The organism is Variovorax multivorans (genome assembly GCF_051216835.1).
Lineage (GTDB): Bacteria > Pseudomonadota > Gammaproteobacteria > Burkholderiales > Burkholderiaceae_C > Variovorax.
This window is the reverse complement of the sequence record NZ_JBPJZL010000013.1, coordinates 13,064-30,919: the sequence shown is the minus strand read 5'-3', so window position 1 is coordinate 30,919 and position 17,856 is coordinate 13,064. Positions and strand designations below refer to the sequence as shown.

The 17,856-nt window shown below is 67.4% G+C and carries 18 protein-coding genes; 13 read left to right on the top strand and 5 right to left on the bottom strand.

The window, feature by feature from the left end:
* Positions 1-28 precede the first annotated feature (28 nt).
* Positions 29-1,474, bottom strand: a complete 1,446-nt coding sequence (gene creD / locus ACSFCA_RS28070) for a cell envelope integrity protein CreD (RefSeq protein WP_435461887.1) — start codon at positions 1,472-1,474, stop codon at positions 29-31.
* Between the two features lie 202 nt (positions 1,475-1,676).
* Here creD and ACSFCA_RS28065 point away from each other — a divergent pair, with 202 nt between their 5' ends.
* From ACSFCA_RS28065 to ACSFCA_RS28030, 8 genes are all read left to right on the top strand, one after another.
* The gene (locus tag ACSFCA_RS28065) at positions 1,677-3,740 is read left to right on the top strand and encodes a VIT and vWA domain-containing protein (protein WP_435461888.1); all 2,064 of its coding nucleotides are present in this window, start codon (positions 1,677-1,679) and stop codon (positions 3,738-3,740) included.
* Positions 3,741-3,759: 19 nt separating this feature from the next.
* On the top strand, positions 3,760-4,689 hold the full coding sequence (gene xrtQ / locus ACSFCA_RS28060) for an exosortase Q (protein WP_435461889.1): 930 nt from the start codon (positions 3,760-3,762) through the stop codon (positions 4,687-4,689).
* A complete protein-coding gene (locus tag ACSFCA_RS28055; protein ID WP_435461890.1) occupies positions 4,670-5,239 on the top strand; it encodes a hypothetical protein in 570 nt (189 codons plus the stop codon). Before xrtQ ends, ACSFCA_RS28055 begins: the two co-directional genes overlap by 20 nt.
* A 17-nt stretch (positions 5,240-5,256) precedes the next feature.
* Positions 5,257-6,522: a biosynthetic peptidoglycan transglycosylase gene (locus ACSFCA_RS28050; RefSeq protein WP_435461891.1), complete on the top strand. Its 1,266-nt coding sequence runs from the start codon at positions 5,257-5,259 to the stop codon at positions 6,520-6,522.
* The gene (locus tag ACSFCA_RS28045) at positions 6,519-7,289 is read left to right on the top strand and encodes a GNAT family N-acetyltransferase (RefSeq protein WP_258352064.1); all 771 of its coding nucleotides are present in this window, start codon (positions 6,519-6,521) and stop codon (positions 7,287-7,289) included. The genes ACSFCA_RS28050 and ACSFCA_RS28045 overlap by 4 nt, the downstream gene beginning before the upstream one ends.
* A gap of 44 nt (positions 7,290-7,333) precedes the next feature.
* Entirely contained in the window at positions 7,334-8,230 is an 897-nt protein-coding gene (locus ACSFCA_RS28040) for a pirin family protein (protein ID WP_258352065.1), read from the top strand.
* Positions 8,231-8,311: 81 nt separating this feature from the next.
* Positions 8,312-9,385 (top strand): flavodoxin family protein, encoded by a 1,074-nt coding sequence (locus ACSFCA_RS28035; RefSeq protein ID WP_435461892.1) that lies wholly within the window; start codon positions 8,312-8,314, stop codon positions 9,383-9,385.
* Between the two features lie 179 nt (positions 9,386-9,564).
* A complete protein-coding gene (locus ACSFCA_RS28030; protein WP_435461893.1) occupies positions 9,565-10,131 on the top strand; it encodes a Spy/CpxP family protein refolding chaperone in 567 nt (188 codons plus the stop codon).
* Positions 10,132-10,226: 95 nt separating this feature from the next.
* Here the strand turns inward: ACSFCA_RS28030 and ACSFCA_RS28025 are convergent, their stop codons facing one another.
* The gene (locus ACSFCA_RS28025) at positions 10,227-10,661 is read right to left on the bottom strand and encodes a serine/threonine protein kinase (protein WP_258352068.1); all 435 of its coding nucleotides are present in this window, start codon (positions 10,659-10,661) and stop codon (positions 10,227-10,229) included.
* 251 nt (positions 10,662-10,912) lie between these two features.
* Between ACSFCA_RS28025 and ACSFCA_RS28020 the strand changes: the two genes are divergently transcribed.
* The 4 genes from ACSFCA_RS28020 to ACSFCA_RS28005 all read left to right on the top strand — a co-directional run bounded on the left by ACSFCA_RS28020 (position 10,913) and on the right by ACSFCA_RS28005 (position 14,717).
* On the top strand, positions 10,913-11,707 hold the full coding sequence (locus ACSFCA_RS28020; RefSeq protein WP_258352069.1) for an endonuclease/exonuclease/phosphatase family protein: 795 nt from the start codon (positions 10,913-10,915) through the stop codon (positions 11,705-11,707).
* Positions 11,708-11,718: 11 nt separating this feature from the next.
* Positions 11,719-12,993, top strand: a complete 1,275-nt coding sequence (clsB, locus tag ACSFCA_RS28015) for a cardiolipin synthase ClsB (protein WP_435461894.1) — start codon at positions 11,719-11,721, stop codon at positions 12,991-12,993.
* Between the two features lie 19 nt (positions 12,994-13,012).
* Positions 13,013-13,984 carry a lysylphosphatidylglycerol synthase domain-containing protein gene (locus tag ACSFCA_RS28010; RefSeq protein ID WP_435461895.1) on the top strand — a complete coding sequence of 324 codons (972 nt, stop codon included), beginning with the start codon at positions 13,013-13,015 and terminating at the stop codon, positions 13,982-13,984.
* 235 nt (positions 13,985-14,219) lie between these two features.
* Positions 14,220-14,717, top strand: coding sequence for a polyhydroxyalkanoate granule-associated phasin (locus ACSFCA_RS28005; RefSeq protein ID WP_258352072.1), 498 nt, complete (start codon positions 14,220-14,222; stop codon positions 14,715-14,717).
* A 13-nt stretch (positions 14,718-14,730) separates the two neighbouring features.
* Here ACSFCA_RS28005 and ACSFCA_RS28000 read toward each other — a convergent pair whose 3' ends face one another.
* The 3 genes from ACSFCA_RS28000 to ACSFCA_RS27990 all read right to left on the bottom strand — a co-directional run bounded on the left by ACSFCA_RS28000 (position 14,731) and on the right by ACSFCA_RS27990 (position 17,244).
* Complete coding sequence (locus ACSFCA_RS28000) at positions 14,731-15,978, bottom strand: metallophosphoesterase (RefSeq protein WP_435461896.1); 1,248 nt, start codon at positions 15,976-15,978, stop codon at positions 14,731-14,733.
* Positions 15,979-16,112: 134 nt separating this feature from the next.
* Positions 16,113-16,604: a hypothetical protein gene (locus tag ACSFCA_RS27995; protein ID WP_435461897.1), complete on the bottom strand. Its 492-nt coding sequence runs from the start codon at positions 16,602-16,604 to the stop codon at positions 16,113-16,115.
* Between the two features lie 115 nt (positions 16,605-16,719).
* Positions 16,720-17,244 (bottom strand): hypothetical protein, encoded by a 525-nt coding sequence (locus tag ACSFCA_RS27990; protein WP_093057146.1) that lies wholly within the window; start codon positions 17,242-17,244, stop codon positions 16,720-16,722.
* Between the two features lie 321 nt (positions 17,245-17,565).
* On the opposite strand from ACSFCA_RS27990, the gene ACSFCA_RS27985 reads away from it, so the two are divergent.
* Positions 17,566-17,823 carry a hypothetical protein gene (locus ACSFCA_RS27985; protein ID WP_258352074.1) on the top strand — a complete coding sequence of 86 codons (258 nt, stop codon included), beginning with the start codon at positions 17,566-17,568 and terminating at the stop codon, positions 17,821-17,823.
* The last annotated feature ends 33 nt before the right edge of the window (positions 17,824-17,856 follow it).

Genomic DNA, 17,856 nt, shown 5'->3' with positions numbered 1-17,856 from the left:
GATGCACTCGCGATGACCCGCAGCAGTCTCATGCCGCCTGCGCTTCCGGTGCCGGTTCCACGCGCCGCGAGAGCGCATACCAGTCGACCTTGCGCGTCACGAGCATCAGCGTGGACAACATGCCGAAGATCAGCAGCGCGCCGAGCAGCAGTGCGTTGCTCTCGGAAGCCAGCAGGCCGTAGAGCGCGCCATAGAGCAGCGCCACGAAGGCGCCGAAGGACAGGCCGCGCCGCCAGCCTCCCAGCACCGCGCTGAAGTACACGGCCAGCAGCGCAACGCTCGCGGTGGCAGCGCCCGCATACGCCATCCAGAACGCGAACTTCTCCGACAGTGCAAGCAGCAGCAGGAAGAACAGCGCGATCGACAGGCCGACCAGGCCGTACTGGATCGGATGCAGGCGCAGCTTGCGGAACAGTTCGAACATGAAGGCGGCCATCAGCACCAGCCCGATGAACAGCGCGCCGTACTTGCCGGCGCGCGTGCTCATCGAATAGACGTTGATGGGCTGCGCGAGCGACACGTCGAAGGTCTGCAGCGGACCCATGTTCTGGCGTGCCTGGGTGGTGGCTGCTTCGGCAGCGGCATTGCTGCGACCCGAGAGACCCGCGCGAACCTGCTCGCGCGCCGAAGTCACGAGCGAAGACACGCGCCAGTGCGCGTCGAAGCCCTGCGGCGTCACGCTGCGCTCGGCCGCGAGAAAGCGGCCGCCGAAGCTGGGGTGCGCCCAGGGCGAGGTCAGGTGCGCGGTCGTTTCCTCGGCGATGGGCGCGATGGAAAGCGTGTCCTGCCCGACCAGGCCGAGCTTCATTTCGAACGCGATCGGCGTGTTGGCCTGCCATGCACTGAGCGCTGCGCCGGTGAGCGGCGCGTGGATGCCGTCTGCAAACCATGCGCCGTCGGCCAGGCCCGGCACGCGCTGCTTGAAGCGCAGTGTCTCGCTGCTCACCGTCATCGCGGGCGAGCCGTCGAGGCCGCGAAGGTCGCTCACGTTGAAGGCAATGAAAGGCGCCTTGAATTCGATGCTCGAGTCGGACTCGCTGTGCGGCACGGCCTTCGGGTCGAAGGCCGTGAAGCCACCCGTGAGCGTGGCGTTGAGCGTGTAGAAGGGAATCTTGAAGATGCCGCGGTAGCGCTCTTGCGGCGCCATCGTGCCTTCGATGTGCAGCTTCTCAGGAAACACCACGTGGGCCATTTCCTTGCTGCGCGGCTCCTGGCCGATCACCTTGCCCTGCGCGTCGCGCAGCGGCTCCATCCAGCGCTCCACATACGGCACCAACAGCAGCGGCCCGACCATCGTCTGGCGCCCCGCGTAGGTGGCGGCGAGCTCGTCGGCCGCCTCGCGCTGGCTCTCACCGCGGGCGCGGTTGATCGAGTCGATCTCCCCCAACGGAATGCAAAGGAGCAGCAGCAGGAAGAACAGGCCGGCGACCTTGGCCAGCACCGAGCTCTGAAGGGCCTTCAACAACTGAAGCATGTTTTTCTCCTCGTCTGTAGCGAAGCCGCGATGCTCACCGCGCGATCCGAAGGCCGTGTGAAGCGTGCGCGCCGCTTCGCTTCACACAGACTTCACAGAGCCAGGCACGGGTGTTTCCGACTTCAAGAAGCCTTCCAACTGCCTTCTCGTGTGGTGCCGACAGTTGCGGCTGTGCAAGTTCGCACGGACAAGGACCCCCGCCATGGATGCCCACATCACCACCCCACGTCCCGGCCGCTGGCTCTGGCTCGCCACCGTGAGCCTGGCGACTGCGGGCTTCATTGCCATGGGCGTGCGCCCGGCGCATGCGCAGGAAGCGCCCGCCGGCCCGCGCCTGAAGACCGAGAGCCCGTATTTCTTCGTGAAGAGCGACGATCCATCGGTCGACCGCCTGCCGCTGAAGGGCACCGAGGTCTCGGTGAAGATCTCGGGCGTGATCGCCGACGTGACGGTCACGCAGACCTACCGCAACGAAGGCCAGCGCGCCATCGAAGCGAAGTACGTTTTCCCCGGCTCGACCAAGGCCGCCGTGAGCGGCCTCAACGTGCGCCTGGCCGACCGGCTCATCACCGCGCAGATCCGCGAGAAGCAGCAGGCGCAGATCGAATACGACGCCGCCAAGAAGGAAGGCAAGACCGCCGCGCTGCTCGAGCAGCACCTGCCCAACGTGTTCCAGATGAATGTCGCCAACATCCTGCCCGGCGATGACGTGAAGGTGGAACTGCGCTACACCGAGCTGCTGGTGCCGCAGTCGGGCAACTACCAGTTCGTGTTCCCGACGGTGGTTGGGCCGCGCTACAACTCGCCGCAATCGGAGAACGCGCAAGCCAAATGGGTCGCTCAGCCCACGCTGCCCGCGGGTGTGGCGCCGAGCACCAGCTTCAGGCTCAAGGCCAGCATCGACACGCCGATGGGCATCAAGGAAATCCGCTCGGCCACGCACACCATCGACGTGAAGAAGAGCGACGAAGACCAGCACGCCGACATCGCGCTCAAGGCCGACGGCCGCCCTGCCGACAACCGCGACTTCGTGCTCGACTACCGCCTGGCTGGCGAGAAGATCGAATCGGGCCTGATGCTCTACAAGGGCCAGGGCGAGAACGCGGAGAACTTCTTCCTCGCGATGGTCGAGCCGCCCAAGGCCGTGGCCGCCAACGCCATCTCGCCGCGCGACTACATCTTTGTGGTCGACATCTCTGGTTCGATGCACGGCTTTCCGCTCGACACCGCGAAGACGGTGCTCGAACGCCTGATCGGTGGCCTGCGCCCCAGCGACACCTTCAACGTGCTGCTGTTCTCGGGCAGCAACAAGATGCTCTCGCCCAAGTCGGTGCCGGCCACGCGCGCCAACATCGAACAGGCGCTCGCCACCATCCAGAACTACAGCGGCAGCGGCAGCACCGAACTCATTCCCGCGCTGAAGCGCGCGTACGCCGAGCCCAAGGAAGAGAACGTGTCGCGCTCGGTGGTGGTGGTGACCGACGGCTACGTGACGGTCGAGCGCGAAGCCTTCGAGCTGGTGCGCAACAACCTCTCGAAGGCCAATGTGTTCGCCTTCGGCATCGGTTCGTCGGTCAATCGCAGCCTGATGGAAGGCATTGCACGCGCCGGCATGGGCGAGCCCTTCATCATCACCGACCCGGTGCAGGCCCCCGAGCAGGCCGCGCGCTTTCGCCGCATGGTCGAGTCGCCGGTGCTCACCAGCGTGAAGGCCACCTTTGGCGGGCTCGATGTGTACGACGTGGAACCGCAGGCCCTGCCCGACGTGCTCGGCGAACGCCCGGTGATCGTGTTCGGCAAATGGCGTGGCGAAGCGAAAGGCCGCGTGATCATCGAAGGCCAGAGCGCCAGCGGCCCGTACCGCCAGGAAGTGCGCATCGACGATCGCACCCGCCAGGACACGGCCGCGCTTCGCACGCTGTGGGCCCGCCACCGCATCCAGAGCCTCAGCGACCAGGAAACGCTGGAGGGCGGCACGGCCTTCAAGGAACGCATCACCGAGCTTGGCCTGAAGTACAGCCTGCTCACGCAATACACGAGCTTCATCGCCGTCGACAAGGTGGTGCGCAACGTGGCGCCGCAAGACAGCGTGGGCGTGAACCAGCCGCTGCCGATGCCGCAGGGCGTGAGCAATCTCGCGCTAGGCGCCGAAGTGCCGAGCACGCCCGAACCCGAAACGCTCGGCGCCATCGCCGTGGTGCTGTCGATGCTCGCGATGCTGCGCCGCCGTGCACGCCGCAATGACGCGCGTCGTTTCACCGCCTGAACAAAAAGAGAGAAGAAAAATGTCTTTGGCAACGCTCGCCCACCGCCACCCGCGCATCGTGGACTGGGGCATCCACATCGACCGCACGCCGGCCGCCGGCTGGCTCGGGTTGCAGTTTCTTGCGCTGATGCCGACCTGGGTCTGGATGGTGCAGCGCATGCGCGACGGCTCCGACGATCCGATGGGCCTTCTGGCATTGGTCGCGCTCGCGGCACTGACCTGGAACCGCCGGCGCGAACTGCGTGCCTCGCCGCGACTGGGCTGGCTCGCGCTGGCTGGCGCTGGCACCGTGTTCGCGACGCTGCTGCGCACGGGGCTCGGCTTCGTGCCCGCGCTGCCGCCGCTTGCGGCCGGGCTGGTGGCCGTGCTGGCGCTGGCTTGCGGGCTGCTGGCTTTCCTGCCGCGCCGCGTGGCGGCGTTTCCGGTGGCCGGCCTTGCGGTGCTGGCGCTGCCGCTGCTGTCATCGCTGCAGTTCTATGCCGGCTATCCGCTGCGCGTGCTGACGGCCGAAGTCAGCCGCTGGCTGCTGGCACCGGGTTTCGACGTGGCGCGCGAAGGCACGAGCCTGATGATCGACGGCCGGCTGGTGATCGTGGATGCGCCCTGCTCGGGCGTGCAGATGGTGTGGCTCGGCTACTTCACGGCCTGTGCCGTCGCGCTGTGGGCGCGCCGCAGCGACCGCGCCTTCATGCGCCGCCTGCCGATGGTCGGTCTCTTCGTGCTGGCCGGGAACATCGTGCGCAACAGCGTGCTGATTGCCTTCGAAGGCGCCGGCCATCCGCTTGCGCCGTGGGCGCACAACGCGTTGGGCCTGCTGGTGCTGGCCGTGGTGTGCGGTGCCATCGCCCGCCTCATGGTGCCGGCCCGGTCCGAACCCCAAGCTGCCGAACACCCCATTCCAGGCCTGATCACCACCCAAGGAAGCCGCCATGTCGACACCGTTCTTTGAACGTTGGTTTGCAAACCATTTCATCAACCGCATCGGCCACAAGACAGCTTTTGCGCTGGCGATGGTGCTGTGCGTGCTGTGGTCGGCCACCGCGGCTGTGCGCGCACCGGCCGAACCGGTCGCTGCAGTGATGTCGCACGAATGGCCTGGCGAGTGGGATGGTGTTCCGTTGCGCCCGCTGGCCCTGAGCGACGTGGAGCAGCGCTTTGCCGACCGCTTCCCGGGTGCCATCGGCCGCATGACCGACGGCACTCAGACCCTGGTGATGCGCGAGGTGGCGCAGCCCACACGCATGCTGCACCCGGCGACGGACTGCTACCGCGCGCTGGGCTACCGCATCGAACAGGCGCGCCTGGAACGCGACGCGCAGGAGCGCATGTGGCGCTGTTTTGTTGCGCAACGGCACGGTGCACAAAAAATCCGCGTTTGCGAGCGCATCGTCGATGCCCGGGGCACGGCTTTCACAGACACTTCAAGCTGGTACTGGGCAGCGGCCAGCGGCCAATCCCATGGGCCGTGGCAAGCTGTCACGGTAGCAAAACCGATCTGACGATCCGAGAACGTGCCTTGAAGAAGATCCTGCGATTCGTGCTCTACGGCCTGCTGGCCTTGGTCATTACGGCGTGTGTAGCTATCTTTTTGATAGTCAAGCTGGCGCTTGCGCCGGCTGCGGGTGAGTGGAGCACCACGGTGAAAGCGGGGCCGCTGAATTTCGAGATCGGCATTCCGACCGCAGTGCGCGTGGCCACCTCGTCGTGGTTCGCGCCCTACCTCGACGGTCGTTCGCTCGACACCAGCTTCGGCACCGTGCGCTTCGCCTGGAAGCCGGCCGGCGATCTGCTCGAAATGCAGTGCGCCCCCTGCAGCGCGGAGGTTCCGGCGCTCGGCACCCAGCCGATCCGGGTCGAGCGCCTGGTCGCCACCGTGAAGCGCGACGGCAACACGCTCAACGGCACCTTCGAAGCCACGCCCCAGGGCACGGACACCACCCGGCTGCAAGGCAACTGGGACGGCAGGCTCACGCCGAAGAACATCCATCTGAATGCCAGCGTGCAGGACGCGCCCATCGCGCGCTGGTACGCGGTGCTGGTGCCCACCCTGCCCGAGCTGCAGCGCGCACGCATCGGCGGCACGCTGGCGCTGCGCGGCCAGCTCGTGCTGCCCGAGGCCACCTTTGCGGTGCAGCCCGTCATCAGCCAGTTCACCGTCGAGGGGCTGGGCACCGAGGCCATGCTCAACGCGCGCACCAGCTGCGGCCCCTCGGCCAAGCTCGCCAACGACAGCTGGCTGGCGCGCGCCGTCATCGCCGCGGAAGACCAGCGCTTCTTCACCCACAGCGGCTACGACCTGACCGAGATCCTCGCGTCGATCGACAACAACCAGAAGCCAGGCCAGATCCGGCGCGGCGGCAGCACGCTCACGCAGCAGCTGGCCAAGCTGCTGGTGACTGGCAGCGACCGCACGGCTGAGCGCAAGCTGCGCGAGCTGCTCTACGCGGTCGAGATGGAGCAGACGCTGGGCAAGGCCCGCATCCTGCAGCTGTACCTGGACAACGCGCCCTGGGGCGGCAACATCTGCGGCGCCGAGGCCGCGGCGCGCCGCTACTTCAAGCGCAGCGCACGCACGCTCGAACCGGCGCAGGCCGTGTGGCTTGCCGCCATGCTGCACAAGCCGCAGGCCGTGCTCGAGCAATGGCGGCGCGACGGCCACATCGACGCCGACCGCATCAAGTGGGTTGCCGAGGGCATCCGCGGTATCAGCCGGAACCAGCGCGAAGCGCTGCTCAAGGGCGTGGCAGCGGCGAAGTTCACGGCGCCGGAGGCCATGCCATGAACACCATGACACTGAACGTCACCGACATCGAAGCCATCGAGCGCGCCACCATCGCGGCCGTGTCGCCCGACCTGACCGAGGAGCTCGACGGCTGGCTGCTGCCCTTTGCCGGCGGCACCGTGAAGCGCGCCAGATCAGCCGTGCCGCTGCACCGCAGCGCGGTCGATCACGCAACGCTCGACCGCATCGAAGACCGCTACGACAGCCGCCAGGTCGTGCCCGCGCTGCGGCTGGCCGACGCACCCTGCTTCGACGGGCTGCGCGCCGAGCTGGAGCGGCGGCACTACATCGGCGACAGCCCGACCTGCGTGCAGATCGGGTCGGTGCAGCGCATGCGGCAGGTGGTCGCGCCAGGCGGTGCATTGGCCGATGTCGACCGCGCGCCCGACGACGCGTGGTCGGCGCTGTTCCTCGGCGAGGGCTTCGATCCGGTGGACGGCGCCCATCGCGTGCGGATGCTGTCGCGGGCCAAGGGCACGCTCTATGCCAGCGTGCGCGAAGGCGGCCGCACGCTGGCGGCCGGCGCGATGGCGTTCGGGCATGGCTGGGCCAGCGTGCACGGCATGCGCACCGATCAGGCGCAGCGCGGGCGCGGCCTTGCGGGGCGCGTGCTCGCCGGGCTGGCGCAGGCCGCGTCTGCGCGCGGCTTCGAGCGGGTGTTCCTGCAGGTCGATGCGCACAACCACCCGGCGCTGTCGCTCTACCGCCGGGCGGGCTTCGAGACGCATTGGAAGTACAACTACTGGCAGCGCCAGCAGTGGCCTTGACGGGGCGGGTGGCGCGGCAGGCGCGTTAGTGCCACCATGGACGCATGATGAATGCCAACCACCACGCCAACCACCCTACCGATCCCGTCGCCACACCGCGCGGCATCGACCACATCGTGGCCGGTGTTTCCACCAGCGACGGCGACGGCGTGAAACTCACCCGCGTGCTGCAGCAGCCCCTGCAGAAGCGGCTTGACCCCTACCTGATGCTCGACGCCTTCGGCAGCGACAACCCGGGCGACTACATCGGCGGCTTTCCCAACCATCCGCACCGCGGCTTCGAGACGGTCACGTACATGATCGCGGGCCGTATGCGCCACCGCGACAGCGAGGGCCACGAAGGACTGCTGGAGAACGGCGGCGTGCAGTGGATGACCGCCGGCCGCGGCCTCGTGCACAGCGAGCTGCCCGAGCAGGAGGAAGGCCTGATGGAAGGCTTTCAGCTGTGGCTCAACCTGCCGGCCAAAGACAAGATGCGCGAGCCTTGGTATCGCGACGTCCAGAGCGAAGAAATTCCCGAGTTCACTACCGCTGGCGGCGCACACGTGCGCGTGATCGCTGGCGCGAGTCACGGCATCGAGGGCGCGGTGCGGCGCGAGCACACCGAGCCGCTGTACCTCGACATCACGCTGCCGCCGGGCGCCGAGTTCGCGCAGCCGCTGCCGGACGATCACAACGCGCTGGTCTATGTGTTCCGCGAATCGCTGTGGATCGCGGGCAGCGAAATCCCGACGCGGCGCATGGCGATCCTGGCCAACGATGCGGGCAGCGACGGCGTGGTGCTGCGCGCCGGCGCAACCAACCACAGCCCGGCGCGCGCGCTGCTCATCGCCGGCAAGCCGCTGCACGAGCCCATCGTGCAATACGGGCCCTTCGTGATGAACACGCAGGAGCAGGTCAAGCAAGCCGTGCACGATTTCCAGAACGGCAAGCTGGGCTGATCGGGCCTGTAGTCGCCCGCCTACCGAAAGTCGGCATCGGGCACGGGTCCGGCCGCAGCAGGAGCCGCCTAGATTGCGGACATGCCCTCCACGATCCGGAAAGGACAGGCGCCCGACACGCTGCAGCGCGCCCAGTTCCACGAACGCTTCATGCAGCCCTTCCAGGACCCGGCTTTCCAGGCCGAGACAGATTCGCTGCGACGCATCGAGCTGATCGCATGGGAGGCCTATCGGCAAGGCCGCAAGGCGCCCGTCACCCGCAAGGCCGGCCCCGGCTATGCGGACCCCGAATACGAACTTTCCGTCGACTGGCTCGAAGCGAAGGCGCGCATCGACGCAGCGCAGGCTGCGTGGGGCCAGCCTCAGACGCCTTCGCGCGTGCTGCTGGTGAACGGCTCGCCGCGCAATGACGGCACCTGCCCCGGCGAAGTCTCCAAGACCTGGCGCCTGGCCGAACTCGCGCGCGAAGTGCTGGACGGCAACGGCATCGAAACCGACCTGCTCGACTTGAGCCTGGTCACCTCCGAATACGGCCTGCAGATCCACCCCTGCAAGGGCTGCGCCTCCACCGCCATGCCGCTGTGCCACTGGCCCTGCAGCTGCTACCCGAACCATTCGCTGCGCCAGACCGGCGACTGGATGAACGAGATCTACGAACGCTGGGTGTCCGCGCACGGCGTGATCCTGCTCACGCCCACGCACTGGTACCAGGCCACGAGCCCGCTGAAGCTCATGATCGACCGCCTGGTCTGTGCCGACGGCGGCAACCCCGACCCCACCAGCACGCACGGCAAGAAACCCGACGAAGCCAAGGCGCTGGAGCTGGAAGGCTGGGGCTACCCCAAGCATCTCGACGGCCGCGTCTACGGCGTGGTGGTGCACGGCGACGTGGCCGGCGTCGAGGGCCTGCGGCGCAACCTCTGCGACTGGCTCGACTGGATGGGCCTGGTCGACGCCGGCACGCAGGCGCGGCTCGATCGCTACATCGGCTACTACGAGCCCTACGCCACCAGCCACGACGCGCTCGATGCCGACGCCGACGTGCAGGAAGAAGTGCGCAACGTGGCGCGCGCCGTCGTGCGGGCCGTCGGCGACCTGCGCGCCGGCAAGCTGCAGGTGCCCGATCGCGGGCTGAAGCGGCCGCGGCCCAAGTAGGGCGAGTAGGCTGAGTGATCCAGGAAAAAAGTCACGCTGCGCGGCTGCTCCAGCGGTCGCGGTTCATCATTCTTTACGCAAGCTCACGCAGGGCTAACTGGCGCGACACAGAGCTCTTCCACACTTCGTCTCACCTGCTGCCCATCGGTGGCGGGCTTCTTCGAAAGGAAGCAACTCTCATGATTTCTCTTCGCCAACGCATCGTCTGGGCCAGCCTGCTGGGTTCGGCCGCCCTCGCCTCTTCGGGCGCCTTCGCTCAAGCGCCGGCAGCCGCTCCAGCCGCACCCGCCGCCGCGGTGGCCCAGGCCGACAGCGCCGCCGCGCCCAAGGCGCAGCACAAGCGCATGGACCCCGCCAAGCGCATGGAGCGCATGCAGGAGCACCGCGCCAAGCGTCTTGCCGCCCTGAAGGAAAAGCTCAAGCTCACCTCGGCACAGGAAGGCGCATGGAGCTCCTTCACCACCGCGACGCAGCCGCCCGCCGGTCCGCGCCCGCACATGGACCGCGCTGAGTTCGCCAAGCTGACCACGCCGGAGCGCCTGGAACGCATGCAGACCCGCCAGGCCGAGCGCAGCGCGATGTTCGCCAAGCGTGCCGATGCCACGAAGACCTTCTATGCCGCGCTGACGCCCGAGCAGCAGAAGACCTTCGACGCCGAGACCGCGCACTTCGGCGGCCCCCGTGGCCACGATGGCCATCGCGGTCATGACGGCCACCGCGGTGCGCCGGCGCCCGCCAAGGGCTGACCCCCGCTGCGACGCGCCGGTGACGGCGCTGTCGAAGAAAAAGCCCGCAACGCTTTCGCGCTGCGGGCTTTTTCATTGACGGGCGGCCTTGTCGATCAATCCGGCGTGCCGGTGCCGGCCTTGTCCGTCGGGTTGGTCACCACGTTCGGGCGTTCGCCCTTCTGGCCGAACTGCGGCTTGACCTTGCGCCCGGTCTGGCTGACCTCTGCGCGCGACATCTCGCCGGTCGGCTGCGGCATGGCGTTGGGCTGGTGGTTGATCATGGTGGTTGCCTCGCCCTTTGGCACCATCGTGGTGGCGTTGCTGCGGTTCTGCGCGCGGGCCTCGGCCTTCACCGCCTCGCGCGATGCGGGCATCGAGTTGTCGGGGCGCTGCGGCGGGTTGGCGACGCCGGCCGGCGTCATGGTGCTAGCCTCGCCGCCCACCGATGCATCGGGCTGGGCGGGAATGGACGTGGTCTGGGCCAGGGCGATGCCTGCCGTGCCCAGCAGCGCGGCGAGAACCGTGGCGCGAAAAGTGACTTGCTTCATGACTTTCTCCTTGTGGCTTGTGTCGGTGTCGATGGATGAAAACGCGGGCTGCTTTTCTCAAGCCCTGAATTCACCGTAGGAGCGGTGAAATCCCCGTCGTGTGGGGGTGCGGCAGGCCTGCCTGTAGGAGCCGGCCGCCATGGGGAGCCCGCCGCCGCGCAGCGAAAGGGGCGAATGGGGCGAATGGGGCCAAAGAAGGTGGCGCGTTCCTACAGTCAGTGCGCGCTGGGCCACGTACAACTCGCACAACGATGTCTTCTTCGCCCATTCCCGACGCCGCGGCGGCCGCGCCAGTCTTGCCGACCTCGCTCAAGGTCATGACGGTGAACACCCACAAGGGCTTCACCGCGCTCAATCGCAAATTCATCCTGCCCGAGTTGCGCGATGCCGTGCGCACCGTGGGGGCCGACGTCGTGTTCCTGCAGGAAGTGCTGGGCACCCACTCGCGCCATTCGCGCAGGGTGAACAACTGGCCCGAGGCGCCGCACTACGAATTTCTGGCCGACACCATGTGGCCGCAGTTCGCCTATGGGCGCAACGCGGTGTACCCGAAAGGCCACCACGGCAACGCGGTGCTCTCGAAATTCCCGATCGTGCATTTCCGCAACCACGACGTGTCGGTGAGCGGCCCCGAGAAGCGCGGCCTGCTGCATTGCGTGCTGCGGCTGCCGGGCCGCGTCGTCGACGTGCACGTGATCTGTGCGCACCTCGGGCTGGCCGAGGGGCACCGGGAGCAGCAACTGGAGCTGCTGTGCCACATCGTGCGCGACGAGGTGCCGTCCGATGCGCCGCTGATCGTGGCGGGCGACTTCAATGACTGGCGCGGCCGCGCGCACGACATCCTGGAAAAAGGCGCCGCGTTGCGCGAGGTGTTCGTGCATGCCAACGGCCGCGCGGCCAGGACCTTTCCGGCGCGCTTTCCGGTGCTGCAGCTGGACCGCATCTACGTGCGCAATGCCGGCGTGCACGCGCCCGTGGTGCTGCCGCGCCGGCCGTGGTCGCATCTGTCGGATCACGCCCCGCTGGTGGCGGACATCGACCTGTGAGCGGGCAAGCCATGAGCAACAACAACAACAACCACTGGATTGGCGGCAACCGCATCGAGCTGCTGGAGAACGGCGAGGAGTTCTTTCCGCGCGTGTTCGACGCCATCAGGCAGGCGCGGCGCGAGGTGATCGTCGAGACCTTCATCCTGTTCGAGGACAAGGTCGGCCTGCAACTTCATGCCGCCATGCGCGAAGCGGCGCAGCGCGGCGTGAAGATCGATGTGCTGATCGACGGCTTCGGCTCGCCCGATCTCTCGCGCGAGTTCATCGAGGGCCTGACATCGGCCGGCGTGAAGGTGCGGGTGTTCGACCCGGCGCAGCGCTTCATGGGCCAGCGGCTCAATGTGTTTCGCCGCATGCACCGCAAGATCGTGGTGATCGACGGCGAGCGCGCCTTCGTCGGCGGCATCAACTACTCGGCGGACCACATGCTCGACTTCGGTCCCAAGGCCAAGCAGGACTACGCGGTCGAGCTCGCGGGGCCGATCGTGGCGGATATCCACCAGTTCGTACTGCGCGCCATCGCGCTCGGCGGCAAGGGCGCGGGCTGGTTCCGCCGCCGGCTGAAGCAGGCGCCGCGCGCCGGGCAAGTGCACGCCGGCGAGGCCGAAGCCATGTTCGTCACGCGCGACAACCGGCGCCACACCAACGACATCGAGCGCCATTATCGCGCCGCGATCCGGACTGCGCGCGAGCGCATCGTGATCGCCAATGCGTACTTCTTTCCGGGTTACCGCTTCATCAAGGAGCTGCGGCGCGCGGCGCGGCGCGGCGTGGACGTGCGGCTCATCCTGCAGGGCGAGCCCGACATGCCGATCGTGAAGACCGCCGCGAGCATGCTGTACCACCACCTGCTGCACGCCGGTGTGCGCATCTACGAGTACTGCGACCGCCCGCTGCATGGCAAGGTCGCGCTCATGGATGACAAGTGGAGCACCGTGGGTTCGAGCAACCTCGATCCGCTGAGCCTGTCGCTCAACCTCGAGGCCAACGTGATCGTGCGCGATGAAGCCTTCAACAAGGTGCTGTGGGAGCGCATGGACCAGCTGATGCAGCACAGCTGCAAGCAGGTGGAGGCGACCGACCTCGCCAGCGAATGGAGCGGCTGGCGGCTGGTGCGCAGCTTCTTCGTCTTCCACATCCTGCGCTGGTATCCGGCCCTCCTGGGCCGCCTGCCGCGCCACGTGCCGCGCCTGACGCCGGCCGAGGCCACCGACCTTGCGAGCCGGCGCGACACCGGCCGCAGCAATCCGGCCGGCGGTGCTACGCAGACGGAAACCGCCTGAGCGGAAAGGCCGCATCGCAATGAGCACGATGGCACTCTCCCGCCACAGCTGGTGGCCCTGGGCCCGCCGCGCGGCGATGTGGGGTTTCTTCGCGCTGATCGCGTGGCTGCTCGTGCGGCAGGCGCGCACCATCGACTGGGAAGAGGTGCTCGACGCCATTCGCGCGCTGCCTCTGATCTTCCTGCTCGCGGCCGGCGCGCTGGCTGCCTGCAGCTTCGCGCTCTACAGCACGTACGACCTGCTGGGCCGGTACCTGACGCGGCACCGGCTTGGCACGGGCACGGTGATGGGCGTGACCTTCATCAGCTACGCCTTCAACCTCAACCTCGGTTCGCTGGTGGGCGGCGTGGCGTTCCGCTACCGGCTCTATTCGCGCCTGGGTCTTGCGAACGACACCATCACGCGCGTGCTCGGCTTCAGCATGCTGACCAACTGGCTCGGCTACCTCGTGGTGGCCGGCACGGCCTTCTGCTTCTGGCCGATGACGCTGCCGCCCAACTGGAAGATCGACGGCGGGGGCCTGCGCATCCTCGGCGCGGTGCTGCTGATGGCGGCGCTTGCCTACCTGGTGCTGTGCGCCACGGCACAGGGGCGCACTTGGAGCGTGCGCGGCCATGCGTTCAAGGTGCCGGGGCTGCCGATGGCGCTGCTGCAGCTGGCCATGTCGTGCACCAACTGGTCGTTGATGGGCGGCGTGATCTGGTTCCTGCTGCAGGGACAGGTCGGCTACGCGCATGTGCTCGCGGTGCTGCTGGTGGCGGCCGTGGCAGGCGTCATCACCCATGTGCCGGCGGGGCTTGGCGTGCTCGAGGCGGTGTTCGTGGCGCTGCTCGCGCACGAGGTGCCACAAGCGAAGCTGCTCGGCGCGCTGCTGGCCTATCGCGGTCTTTACTACCTGCTGCCTCTGGTGGTGGCCACGCTGGGCTACCTGGTCACAGAAGCGAGGGCCAAGCGGCTGCGCGTGCCGGCCAGGCCAAGGCGCCAGAAGTGACAGGCGTAGCGCAGCTGGTGCATCTCACGATGTGACTTCTGAATGCATGAAGTGGGAATAAGCCGGCATCATTGGTTTCCGCCGCGTTCGATATTCGATCAGCACGTAATTTCCACATCGGAAAGCGGGACTTGATCAACAAAAATGCGGAGTCAGGTTTGCTGCACTGCAACATCTGCAGCCTGCGAAGCCTATAGTGGTCCGACCTCCTCCAAGCGAAATCGCACTGCCCCACATGTCATCTCTTACATCCGCGGCCCGTCTGGCCAATCCGCTCATGCAGTGGCTCGACCTGGCGCTCAAGACCAACGAGATGCTGCTGTCCTCCGGCTCGGTGATCCGCATCCGGACCGAGCGCATCGCCAAGGCCGGGCTTGCGCCCAGCGCGGCCGACCTGGCGGAATTCCAGCTCATGGGCGACGAGAAGCTCGCGGCCGCGAGCGAATCGGGCATTGCGATGGTGAAGCAGTGGCACCGCAGCCATTTCTCGCTCGCCAACCGCGTGCTGCAGCAATGGGTTCAGAGCACGACGGCTTTCTTCTCGCTGGCGGGCAGCGTCACGCCAGCCCAGGCGGCTGCGCATGGCGACGCATTCGTGCAGTCGGCGGCCGACACGGTCAACGCCGCGAGCCAGTTTCCGGGCATTGCGGTACGCATAGCGCGTGAAGGCCTCAAGCCAATCCACGCAGCGGCCACCTCCAACGCCCGCCGGCTGGCCGAGCTGGAATCCTGACCAAGGAAGCCCCTCAGGGCTTTGCCGGCACCAGCGTCAGCAGAGTGATTTCAGAAGGGGCGCCAAAGCGCTTCGGCGGGCCCCAGTAGCCGGTGCCCCGGCTCACGTACACCCACATGTCGTGCAGTCGGTGCAGGCCCGCCGTAAAGGGCTGCTGCATCGGCACGAACAGGTTCCACGGAAAGAACTGGCCACCGTGCGTGTGGCCCGACAGCTGCAGCTGGTAGCCGGCCGCTGCAGCCAGCACGGCGCTGCGCGGCTGGTGCGCGAGCAGCACGCGCGTGTGCACCAGCGGCGGCGCGTCGTGCAGCGCCAGGTGCGGATCGCTGGCATGCGCAGCATCGAAGTGCCCGGCGGTGAAGTCGGTCACGCCGGCCAGCACCAGCGCGCTTTCGAACAGCTCTTCGTCGGTCTGCGCGCCACGCACGTTGCGCGTCTGCAGCACCACGTGTTCATTGAGCAGCACCTTCAGGCCCAGCCGGCGCAGCTCGTCGATCCAGGCATGCGCGCCTGCGTAGTACTCGTGATTGCCCGTGACCACGAAGGTGCCGTGGCGCGCGCGCAGCCCGGCCAGCGGCGCGATGTGCTCGCGCAGTTCAGGCACCGTGCCGTCGACCAGGTCGCCGGTGATTGCGATGGCGTCGGCGCCGAGGCGGTTCACCGCATCGACGATGCGCTGGATATAGGCGCTGCGGATCGTCGGCCCCACGTGGATGTCGCTGAGCTGCGCGATGGTGAAGCCTTCGAGCGCCTGCGGCAGGCCCTGGATGGGCACATCCACCCGCTTCACGCTGGCCGTTCGGCGCGCATTGAGAAAACCGATTACCGACGTGGCCGTGGCCATCGCCAGCACCGCCAGCGCGCTCCATGGCCGCAGGGCGTTCCATTGCACCTGCACGCCGCCCAGCGCACTCGCGAGCCAGGTCAGCAGCAGGCCTGCATCGCGCACCAGCGTCAGCACGAACATCGACGAGAACCAGCCCATGCTGATCAGGCCGACCCACTTGAGTACCTCGCCCGTGGAGACATCGCGCCCGATGCGGCGCGATGCGAAAGGCAGCGGAATCGTCACCGCCGACACCACCAGCGCGAGCAGCGCCAACGGCCATGCGGGCGTGAGCATGGCCAGCGCGGGCAGCAGGCGCAGCGCTATATAGACATGCAACAGCGCGGTCAGGGCGCTCAGGGGACGGATCGGCATCGGGGCAATGGGTTCGGGCACTGCCCGGGATACACCACCTGCAAGGCGCATGCCGCGCATTCAAGATACCGGGAGGCGCCGCAATCGCTATTTTTTCTATAGCGCAAGGCGCCCGGATAGCAGGCATTGTGGCCCGGTGGCGTTAACAAAGCGGGTGCCGGCCGGATGCGGTGCCGGCGCCCACTTTCGTCGCGCTACTGCACCGTGCGCGTGCTGGCCGAAGCCATGTCGGTGCCCGCCGGCCAGACGAAGGTCGCCTTGGTCGGCGCGCCCTGCAGCACGTGCAGCGGCTGCTTCAGCACCTGGCTGCCGAGTCGCGCCTCGACCTCGTAGTTGCCCGGGTCCAGCCGCGCCACCATGAACGGGCCGCCCGACACCACGTTGTCGAGCAGCGCGACACCACTGCTGTCGCGCACCGTCACGTGCACATTGGCCGCGAAGTCGGCGCCTTTGCTTTCCTTGACAGCGAACTCGAAGGTGGCGGGCCAGCGCGGCGACACCGTCTCCATCAGCTGGGCCTCGTCACTGCCGATGCCGCCGCTCATGTACTCGACGCCGTGCGCCATGTATATCGGCGGGTTCACAGCCGCCTGGGCCGACGAAAGCGCGCCGAGCAGAACGGCGCCGCAGAACACCGCGGCCGCCAGCGGCCGCATCGTGCGCGATGATGGAAAACGGGGGGGCATGATCTGAATCCTTTCCTGGTCGTCGTGGCGAGAAGCCACGGTGCCACTGTGCGGCGCGTGGCTTAGGAAAGGCTGACCGGCCCGCTAGCCGGGTAGTAGCGGAGCGGCCGACCGCTCAGCGGGCGGCGGAAGTTTGCGCGAGAGCCTGCGTCTGCGGCAGCGCCGGCGTCACCGAAGCCATGTCGAAATTCGACGGCCAGACGAACGACGTGCGCGCCGGCATGCCGGCAATCACCACCAGCGACTGCGTCAGCGTGAGACCGCCGAGCGTCACGTTCACGTCATAGGCGCCCGGATTGAGGCGCGCCAGCATGTAGGGGCCTTGCGACTGCACGTCCATCACGACCTGGCCCGTGTATTTCTGGCGCACTTCGATCAAGGCCTTGGCCGGAAAGCCGGCCACCTGCGCGCCCTTGCCGTCGCTCACGCCGAATTCGATGGTCGCGGCCCAGCGCGGCGACACCATTTCCATGAATGCGGCTTCATCCCTGGCGGCGCCACCGCACATGTATTCGATGCCCTGCGCCACCTGGATGGGCGGGTTCGAGAACGCATGAGCCGAAGTCACGGCCCCGAGGAATGCTGCTGTACCGCCCAATACCAGCGCGGCCAGGGGCCGGCGGAGACGCGTAGGGTTCATTGCTGTGTGGTCCTCGATCTTGCGTGACGTGAAATCCGTCGAGGATTTTGCTTAGCAAGAGTCGGGCTAGATATAGCGTTTACGAGGAACGATCTTCGGATTGGAACTGAATGCTATTGTTTTCATAGCTGATGACGGCCGTGTGACGTGCGTGTGGGCTACTTTTATTAACAGACCTCACGGAAACCCTGATCCGTGCCTTTTCGCTGCGTTATGCGGCGTTTTGGCGTCTGAATCCGCAAGCGTGCAGGGGTGCGCGCCTACAGCGGTGCATCGCGGCGCGCGATATGAACTGCTGAACGGACACACGGAGCTTCAGCCATGACCCTCGAATCGACGATCCAAGAGTTCAAGAAAGTGGACGCCCAGCGGGCGGATTACCCGGGCGAGCACTTCGTGGTGCTGGGTGCGGGCGTATTGCTGCTGCTGGCGGCGGGCCGCAGCCGGTCGTTCCTGACGCGCATCGTGGCGGGCGCAGCGGGCGGTGCGTTGATCGGGCGCGCGGCCAGCGGTACTGGCGGAATCGCAAAGCTGGCGGGGACGTTGCAGAGCGGGGGCCTGGCATGGCCGCGGCGCTGAGCGGGCGGCCGGGAACCGGCCTCGGGTCGCAAC

What these genes read in the sequence shown, in the direction of transcription:
- ACSFCA_RS28055 (WP_435461890.1), top strand. Translation starts at nt 4,670, where the DNA reads ATGTCGACACCGTTCTTTGAACGTTGGTTTGCAAACCATTTCATCAAC.
- clsB (WP_435461894.1), top strand. Translation starts at nt 11,719, where the DNA reads ATGAGCAACAACAACAACAACCACTGGATTGGCGGCAACCGCATCGAG.
- ACSFCA_RS28030 (WP_435461893.1), top strand. Translation starts at nt 9,565, where the DNA reads ATGATTTCTCTTCGCCAACGCATCGTCTGGGCCAGCCTGCTGGGTTCG.
- xrtQ (WP_435461889.1), top strand. Translation starts at nt 3,760, where the DNA reads ATGTCTTTGGCAACGCTCGCCCACCGCCACCCGCGCATCGTGGACTGG.
- ACSFCA_RS28005 (WP_258352072.1), top strand. Translation starts at nt 14,220, where the DNA reads ATGTCATCTCTTACATCCGCGGCCCGTCTGGCCAATCCGCTCATGCAG.
- ACSFCA_RS27990 (WP_093057146.1), bottom strand. Translation starts at nt 17,244, where the DNA reads ATGAACCCTACGCGTCTCCGCCGGCCCCTGGCCGCGCTGGTATTGGGC.
- ACSFCA_RS28040 (WP_258352065.1), top strand. Translation starts at nt 7,334, where the DNA reads ATGATGAATGCCAACCACCACGCCAACCACCCTACCGATCCCGTCGCC.
- ACSFCA_RS28010 (WP_435461895.1), top strand. Translation starts at nt 13,013, where the DNA reads ATGAGCACGATGGCACTCTCCCGCCACAGCTGGTGGCCCTGGGCCCGC.
- ACSFCA_RS28000 (WP_435461896.1), bottom strand. Translation starts at nt 15,978, where the DNA reads ATGCGCGGCATGCGCCTTGCAGGTGGTGTATCCCGGGCAGTGCCCGAA.
- ACSFCA_RS27985 (WP_258352074.1), top strand. Translation starts at nt 17,566, where the DNA reads ATGACCCTCGAATCGACGATCCAAGAGTTCAAGAAAGTGGACGCCCAG.
- ACSFCA_RS28025 (WP_258352068.1), bottom strand. Translation starts at nt 10,661, where the DNA reads ATGAAGCAAGTCACTTTTCGCGCCACGGTTCTCGCCGCGCTGCTGGGC.
- ACSFCA_RS28035 (WP_435461892.1), top strand. Translation starts at nt 8,312, where the DNA reads ATGCCCTCCACGATCCGGAAAGGACAGGCGCCCGACACGCTGCAGCGC.
- ACSFCA_RS28065 (WP_435461888.1), top strand. Translation starts at nt 1,677, where the DNA reads ATGGATGCCCACATCACCACCCCACGTCCCGGCCGCTGGCTCTGGCTC.
- creD (WP_435461887.1), bottom strand. Translation starts at nt 1,474, where the DNA reads ATGCTTCAGTTGTTGAAGGCCCTTCAGAGCTCGGTGCTGGCCAAGGTC.
- ACSFCA_RS28020 (WP_258352069.1), top strand. Translation starts at nt 10,913, where the DNA reads ATGTCTTCTTCGCCCATTCCCGACGCCGCGGCGGCCGCGCCAGTCTTG.
- ACSFCA_RS28045 (WP_258352064.1), top strand. Translation starts at nt 6,519, where the DNA reads ATGAACACCATGACACTGAACGTCACCGACATCGAAGCCATCGAGCGC.
- ACSFCA_RS27995 (WP_435461897.1), bottom strand. Translation starts at nt 16,604, where the DNA reads ATGCCCCCCCGTTTTCCATCATCGCGCACGATGCGGCCGCTGGCGGCC.